The organism is Slackia sp. (genome assembly GCF_977041755.1).
In genome coordinates this window covers 1-7,852 of record NZ_CDRRGL010000087.1, presented here as the reverse complement: position 1 = coordinate 7,852, position 7,852 = coordinate 1, and the positions used below count along the sequence as shown (strand labels likewise).

The 7,852-nt window shown below is 56.7% G+C and carries 4 protein-coding genes; 2 read left to right on the top strand and 2 right to left on the bottom strand.

Going from position 1 to position 7,852, the window contains the following annotated elements; all coding sequences use genetic code 11:
* Nucleotides 1-27: 27 nt before the first annotated feature.
* The gene (locus ACWI8T_RS06940; protein ID WP_449138417.1) at nt 28-1,812 is read right to left on the bottom strand and encodes a hypothetical protein; all 1,785 of its coding nucleotides are present in this window, start codon (nt 1,810-1,812) and stop codon (nt 28-30) included.
* A complete protein-coding gene (locus tag ACWI8T_RS06935; protein ID WP_449138418.1) occupies nt 1,802-2,416 on the bottom strand; it encodes an RNA polymerase sigma factor in 615 nt (204 codons plus the stop codon). The genes ACWI8T_RS06940 and ACWI8T_RS06935 overlap by 11 nt, the downstream gene beginning before the upstream one ends.
* Nucleotides 2,417-2,884: 468 nt before the next feature.
* On the opposite strand from ACWI8T_RS06935, the gene mfd reads away from it, so the two are divergent.
* Entirely contained in the window at nt 2,885-6,841 is a 3,957-nt protein-coding gene (mfd, locus tag ACWI8T_RS06930; protein WP_449138416.1) for a transcription-repair coupling factor, read from the top strand.
* A 335-nt stretch (nt 6,842-7,176) separates the two neighbouring features.
* The gene (locus ACWI8T_RS06925) at nt 7,177-7,830 is read left to right on the top strand and encodes a glucosaminidase domain-containing protein (RefSeq protein WP_449138415.1); all 654 of its coding nucleotides are present in this window, start codon (nt 7,177-7,179) and stop codon (nt 7,828-7,830) included.
* The last annotated feature ends 22 nt before the right edge of the window (nt 7,831-7,852 follow it).

Genomic DNA, 7,852 nt, shown 5'->3' with positions numbered 1-7,852 from the left:
GGAGACAATCACCTGCCCCACGTTCGTTTAGGCGAGAGAAATTCTTACCGCGATATTCGGAATATCATTTGCGCCAAACGCGATTGCAAGGTCGTTTCGGCTTAAAAGCGAATTGCTCACTTCGTAATAGCAATCGATTTTCATCGATTCGCCAGGCTCTAGCGTCGCCACATCGTTATCGTACCAGCCGCACGTAGAACCGTCGTTCTTTGCGCCAACAAACATCAAGGGCGCTGCGGAGTTTCCTGCGCTATAGAAGGTCGCACTGCCATCAATTCGGCCAAGCGACTGCATAGAGGGCACCCTAAAGAGCTTGCGCTCGTCGGAGCCGTTGGTCAAGGAATAATTCACATGGATGATGCTTGCCCCATCGCTTGCTTTCCAATCAGAACCGATAGTGAATCCGCAGCGCTGCTCAATAATCCTGTTCCAATAATCCAGGGGAGCCATGCGTGCAATCTCGGTTTTTTCGACAGGCGTGCTTTCTGGCAGGCAATCAACAAGCTCCGTTGAAATTCCGTTCACCGTCAAACTCGGAGTCTGTTCGCTCTTTGAGTCCAACATCGTTTCGGAAGATTCGTCTGTTGCAGCACTCGCGTAGGTACTCAGAACTTCGCCGTCTTTGCCGATTTCGACTTGCACGCCATCTTCCAGGAAGTCTCCCGTGCCATCATTGGGCAACTTCATAGGTTCGTCGGTGGTGTTTGCGTATTCATTGATGGGCTCATTCGCATAGGGGAAGGCCTCGCTGGTCGATGACGCCACCTCGCCGTACACGGTTCGCAGCACGAGAGCGCTATCGGGCACTTCTGCGCCATCCTCGAGAAGCGTGGGCTGTATCGCCAGAGCCCCCAAGTCTTCTTTATTGCCATCGCCCCAATCGGCAAGGAAATTGCCAGCATGCAAATCGATGGTTTGAGTCGATGTGCGCCCGTCTTCGAAAGTGACCGTCACCGTAAGTTCATCGCCTTCAAACGCATTCGCAATTGTTCCGAATCGATCGCGCATGGAATCATCGGACGCATCAGAGTCGCCCACCTCGTCGGTCCATAGGCCAAAATAGGTATTTCCATCGCCTTCGTCGTAGTTGAGCTCGGCGGTTTGCCCCAAGCGCTTGGACGTTTGAACCTGATAGGTTTTGTTCGGGTCGTCTTTGCTCAGCCCATCATTCGCAATACCTACCGCCACTTTGTCATACGCGCTCAAATGCTCGCCAAGCCCTCGCTTCAGTGGCTTCCACGTGAGCGCTTCGTACAACAGCTCAGAATCGCTCGCATAGCTCACGTTCTGCGTATCGTAGCGATACAGCATGCCTTTCGAAATATGCGCCTGCACGGTTTTCACGCCCTCGGCTTCCACCTTAAACAGACATCCCGTGTAGGTGCCGTTATCGTCCCATTCTGGCGAGCTTTGCGACAGATCGCTCGTATGTCCAAACACGATCATCCCGTTATCGCCCGCAGCAAGCGGCGATTGCGTACCGGCAGCATAGGCTTTAACCGTGAAATCAAGGTTGGCCGTCTCGAGCGCACCCACATCGGCGGCGCCCTCATTCGTATGCATCATTGCCTGCACGGCCCCAAAACCCAAAGCCGCAAGCGCCAGGCACGCGGCAATGCCGTAGAACGGCTTACGCCCAAGCCCCATGAAACGTTGTTTCCGAGCGGACGCAGCAGGCTCAAGCGCGGCAGAGGCCAAGGCTGCATCGTTGTCGTCAAGCAGCTCAAGTGTGCGTTCCTTCAATTGTTCGGGGGCATGCACATCTTTCTGCGATGCGAGATAAAGAGCACGCAGGTCGTTATCATCGTTCATTGCTTCCTCCTTCGAGAAGGGAGTCGGTGTTGAAATGAGCAGATTCGAGAAAAGAGTCAGAAGCAGTATTCGAAGAACGTCTTTCGGGTGATGAAGCTTTCTGCGCTTCAACCGGAGCTCCTATTCGTCCGCTTGTCTGCGGAAAACCCGCATCCTCGAGAGCGTTCCTCATGGCGATACGTGCTCTATGCAGATGGCTGCGTACCGTCGCCGAACGCATGCCGAGCATTTGCGCTATCTCCCCAGTCGAAAAGCCCTCGAAATAATACAAATGAACAACTGTGCGCTGCTCAGGCGACAACCCTTGCATGGCTTCATCGAGCGCTTCTTCTTGCGGTGTTGTCTCTTTTCGCGCGTTCGTGTCGGGAGCATCGAACTCATCGGGCATTGCAGACACCTTCATGCGCCATGCGCTCTTCTGAAGATCTTTGCACGCATTGATGCATACGCGCAGCAGCCACGCTTTTTCGTGTTCGGGATTGCCAAACGGAATAGGTGAAGCATAGAACCTAAGGAACGTTGTCTGAAAGATATCCTCAGCGTCGGGCGTATTTCGGCAGCGCGCGAAAGCCAAGCGATACACTGCATCGCCATGCACGCGCATCGCTTCAGCGCACCGTTTCTTTCTCTCTTCATTGTCGATACTCATTCGATTCCTTACCTGTCATGCGATCGCCGTGGTTATTCGTCGACGCCTCTAACACGAATAACAGGGTGCATATGTTGCAGCAGCTTCTATTTTTGGCACAGATTCGCCCTTTTTTGGCACAGATTTGCGGTTGTGAACGATATTTTTTCAGAATCAAGTAGCGCTTAAGGCGATACTGAAGGAGACTAAGCGTTGACCTGATGCTTTACGGTTGACGTAAACTACACTCCTTCACAAGGGCGTTCACAACCGCACATTTGTGCCACATCGAGCAAATTCGGCACCACGCCAAACAAATGCGCGCCACATCGAGCTTCCATTCTGCTTTGTTATACTCAACCCATACAGCCGCGCAATGCGGCTTTTGGTGTTTGGCAAGACGTATAGAACACAAACTATACTCATTAACGATAAGGCGGCAGCATGCTCATTGACGCGCTTACGAGAGCCCTCCGCGAAAGCGAAGCGCTTTCAGCGGTTTACAGCAAACTCGACGCAGGCAGCGACGCGGCGCTCGGCATCGCTTCATCAGCGCGCGCATTCGCCGTTGCGGCTCGTTTCGCCGACACGCCGCAACCCATGTTGGTCGTCGTGCCCGGCGAAGACGCCGCTTCGAACTTCGCGCGCTCGCTCGCGTCGTACGTAGGCGACGAAACCGTGCTGCATTTTCCCGCGCGAAGCGATTACCCCTTTGCGCCGAAGCGTCCCGACGCGCGTGAGGTGGCGCGCCGAACGGCAGCCGGCTGGGCCCTTCAACGCGGCGAGGAAAAAATCGTCGTCGCAAGCGGAGCTGCGCTCATTCGCGCATTGCCGCCCCATGAAGAACGTGTTTTCGCCCCCGTCATTTTCAATCGCGATACAGAACCCGTCGATGCCGCCACGGGCGAAGTGCTCACATTCGAGGAAGTTGAGCGAGCGCTCGTCTCTCGTGGCTTCGAAAATACTGGCGACGCCATCGAAGGCCCCGGCACGTTTTGCGTGCGCGGCGGCGTTATCGACGTTTTTCCAGGCGATACGGGTTTTCCCGTACGTCTCGATTTTTTCGGCGACGAAATCGACGAGATTCGCCGAATCGTGCCCTCTACCGGTCAAACGATCACATCGCTCGACGAAGCACGCGTTTTCCCCGTGCGCGAATACCGCTTAAGCGGAACTGCGCTTTACAAAGCCTCGAAAGCTGCGGCTAAAAAAGCGGAAACCGACCCTGTATGGCGCGAGATTTTCGAATGGATCGACTCTGGCAACGACCACGACGGCGTCGATGCAGCCTTGCCGCTCATGTATGACAACCTCGAAATTCTTGCCGACTATGCATCGAGCACCGTGCTTACCGTGCTCGATGAGCCGCGCAGCATTATCGACGACGCCCTGCGCGCTTTCGACGACGCCTTATCGCGCGCCGCAGGCAGCCATATTCCCGTTGACGAGCTCTATCTGCCAGCTCCCAAGCTCGATTTCGGAAGCAACCAGCGCTTCACGCTCGCGTCCATCATGCGCGTGGGCGGCGTGCTCGATGCCGAGCTCCCCGTAAAGCGCACCGAGGTGGCAGGCGATTCGGAAAAACTCCTCGCGCGCCTGCGAACGCTCGTAGAGCAGCATTACACGGTGGTTTTTTCGGTGCCGAATTTCCGCGCACGCGAGGACATGAAGCTCTTCTGCGTCGACAATTCACTGCCCATGCATGAAATTCTCGACTCGGCTCCCGACGAAAGCGACAACACCGAGCCCGAGCACGCGCTCACGCCTGCGCAGGCCAAACGCGCGAAATCGCTTAGCGACCACCCCTGGTGGCATCGCAATGTTCGTGCCCTGAAAAAAGGCGTCGTGAACATCGTCGACGTGGATATTCCCCTGGGCATGGTCATTCCTGCGGCAAAAATCGGCATGATTTCAATCCACGACACGCAAGGGCGTGGCTCGAGCGTGCGCAATCGCCGCCATGTCGACATCACCGAAGTCACGTTCCCGTTCAAACCGGGCGACTACGTCGTACATGCGGTGCACGGCGTGGCGCTGTTCAAAGAAATCGTACGCCAAGAGGTATCGGGTGTCGTGCGCGACTATCTGCTTTTGCAGTACGCGGAAGGCGATGCCCTCTATGTGCCGGTCGAACAACTCGACCGCGTGACGCGCTACGTAGGGCCCGAAGGCGCAAGCCCTCGTCTCACACGCTTGAATACGAGCGACTGGTCGCGCCAACTGAACAAAGCGAAAAAAGCCGCAAAGAAACTCGCATTCGACCTCGTCGACGTATACACGCGCCGCGCGAGCGCGCAGGGCTTCCGCTATTCGCCCGACACGCCGTGGCAACGCGAGATGGAAGAGTCGTTCCCCTATACGGAAACCGCAGATCAGCTTTCCGCCATCGCCGAAGTGAAAGCCGACATGCAGTCACCCAAGCCCATGGATCGCCTTGTATGCGGCGACGTTGGATTTGGCAAAACCGAAGTCGCACTGCGAGCGGCCTTCAAAGCAACGCAAGACAACAAGCAGGTCATGGTACTGTGCCCGACGACCATTCTGGCGCAGCAGCACTACCAAACGTTCAAAGACCGTTTCGACGAATTCGGCGTAACTGTTGAGGTGCTTTCGCGCTTCCGTTCGCCAGCAGAAATGAAGGCGGCGCTTGAAGGGTTCGAAAAGGGGACCGTGCAGGTGCTCGTCGGCACGCACCGACTGCTTTCACGCGACGTGAACCCACACGACCTGGGCCTTGTCATCATCGACGAAGAGCAGCGATTCGGCGTACAGCACAAAGAACAGCTCAAGAACCTGCGCGAACAAATCGACGTACTCACGCTTTCGGCAACGCCCATTCCGCGCACCATGCAAATGAGTCTTTCGGGCGTGCGCGACATGAGCCTCATCCTTACGCCGCCGGGCAACAGACGCCCCGTCGAAGTGCACGTGGGCGAATGGGACGTCGACGTCGTAAGCGACGCCATTCGCCGTGAGCTGCATCGCGGGGGACAGGTGTATTACGTAAGCAATCGCGTGCGTACCATCGAAGAAGCCGTCCGTCGCGTGCAAGAAGCCGCTGGCGAAGCGCGCATCGGCGTGGCGCACGGCCAAATGGGCAAAGAAGAGCTCGAACGTGTAATGGAAGATTTCAGCGCGGGCGAGATCGATGTGCTCGTTGCCACCACGATTATCGAGAGCGGCATCGACAATCCCCACACCAACACACTCATTATCGAAGACTCGCAGCGCCTCGGCCTCGCGCAGATGTACCAGCTTAAAGGCCGCGTTGGACGTTCAAGCAAACAGGCGTACGCCTACTTCATGTTCCCCGAGCACGTAAGCCTCACCGAAGAAGCGCAGCAACGCCTCGAAGCGATTAACGAGCATACCGACCTCGGCAGCGGCATGCGCGTTGCCATGAGGGACCTTGAGATTCGAGGGGCGGGCGACCTTCTTGGCGCGGAGCAAAGCGGAAATATGTCAGCCGTCGGCTTCGATTTGTTCGCGCAAATGATTTCAAGCGCTGTCGATGCAGCGCGCGCGGGCGAAGGCGCGGCAGATTCCTTGCCGCCAGCCCTTTCCGACATCACGGTGAACATTCCCGTGCATGCCTACGTCGCGGAAGAATACATCCCCGATACCGACGAGCGCGTTTTGCTCTACAGACGCTTGGCCTGCGCCGATACGCTTGGCGCTGTCGACGACTTGCGCGAAGCCACGCGCGCAGCGCACCCCGATATGCCTGGAGCGAGCGAAAACATGTTCCTACGCTCAAAAATTCGTGCATGGGCCAACGAAGTCGGCGTGAAAGTCATCACGGTTGTCGGCGGCAAACTCGCTGTCGAGCCCATCTTCGTGCCTGACAGCATAATGACGCCGCTTCGACGCGAAGGCGCCCGCTATATCGCCCAAACAAAAAAGCTCCAGGTTCCCATGAAGCATTTCGAAAGCGAGCAACCGGAGAACCTCATGGAAGCCATATGGGAATTCCTTTTCAGCCTCAAACCGATTGATTCGGCGGGACTGCCGCTTGACGCCTCCGACAACGCCACCAGGAAAAAGCCGGCAAACTCTGCAGCGACGCGTTCCGGCAAAGCGAGCGCATCGAACGAACGCGGAACAAACACCGTAGGCACACGTCCAAAACGAGGAACATCAGGCAAGGAGGCGCCAGGCGCTCCTGCAAAGGGAAGGCCGAAAGCAACGAACATCTATGTCGGAGGCGCGCGCGTCACTCGCAAGCCAAAGGTGAAGCTCAATATTCCCACGCCGCCGAAAAACCCCTCGGCACCCGTTGCGGGCGATGGCCGCCCCGTGCCTTTTACGCCCGACCGGCCCGCAATTGCTCCTGACGGAAGACCTGCGTCAAACGGGACGCGCGCTCGGGGAAGCAAAACGAGAGGCACAAACCGTCGATGACGCAGCGAACAGCAACAAACAGGGCGAAAAAGGAGCCCGCGACGAAGGCGTCCTCTTCATCGCGGGCTCAGCGAAACGCGCGAGGCGCAACGCCAAAAGCACGCAGCGCTCGAACATCGGCAGCCCAAGCCGCACCTCCATCGAAGAAAAAGCCATCGAGTACGCAAAGCCAAGCCAAATCAAAGTCATCGTCTGCCGCGAACAGGGAAAAGACGACAGCCAGCAGCACAGCCCGTGCAAAATCGAAAACGATTTCGGCAAATCGAAGCGCACAAGGCAAAGCTTCGGCAAGAAAGCAAGCGGTCAAAAAACGAACAACCAAGCAAAAGCGCACCGTGCTCACCTCGGCACATGACGCAATAAGCGCCGTAGGAACGCTCGTCGGCCATTTCTCCAAGCGCGTCATGCTCGCCTTCGTGGCCGCCCTCGTGTTGGCCGTTGGCGCCATCGGAACCGCCGTAACCACCGAAGCTCGAATTCAAGCCGATCTCGACGGCCTGCCAAGCTATATCACGGAAGACATGGTTTCGGAGGCACGGTCAATGCAGGCGCATTACGGCCACCCCGCCGGCTGCACGATCGCCCAAATCATCGCTGAAAGCTCCTATCAGGGGGATTTGTCGCAGCTCGCCAAAGAAGACCACAATCTCTTCGGCATGAAATGGGCAAACTCCTTTGCAGGATGCGATGGGGTAGTGGGGCCCACGAATTGGGACACCAATGAGGAATACGACGGACAATACGTTCAAATCAACGACGCGTTCATCGAATTCGAAAGCGACAAGGCTTGCATCAAGTTTCGCTCCGCCGTATTCCTGCAAGCTTCGACGTACGCCGATAACGACCTTATACAGCAAGCCATAGCAGAACGCTCGTCGACGCTCATGGCTCAGGGGCTCCAAGACGCGGGCTGGGCAACCGACAGCAGCTACGCCAACAAGCTCATCGCGATCATGGACCAATACGACTTATATCGTTTGGACATATAGATACGACGTTGAGTCCATTCCC

Bases quoted from the DNA above. Each gene is read 5' to 3' on its own strand.
- mfd (WP_449138416.1), top strand. From the start codon at position 2,885: ATGCTCATTGACGCGCTTACGAGAGCCCTCCGCGAAAGCGAAGCGCTT.
- ACWI8T_RS06935 (WP_449138418.1), bottom strand. From the start codon at position 2,416: ATGCGCGTGCATGGCGATGCAGTGTATCGCTTGGCTTTCGCGCGCTGC.
- ACWI8T_RS06940 (WP_449138417.1), bottom strand. From the start codon at position 1,812: ATGAACGATGATAACGACCTGCGTGCTCTTTATCTCGCATCGCAGAAA.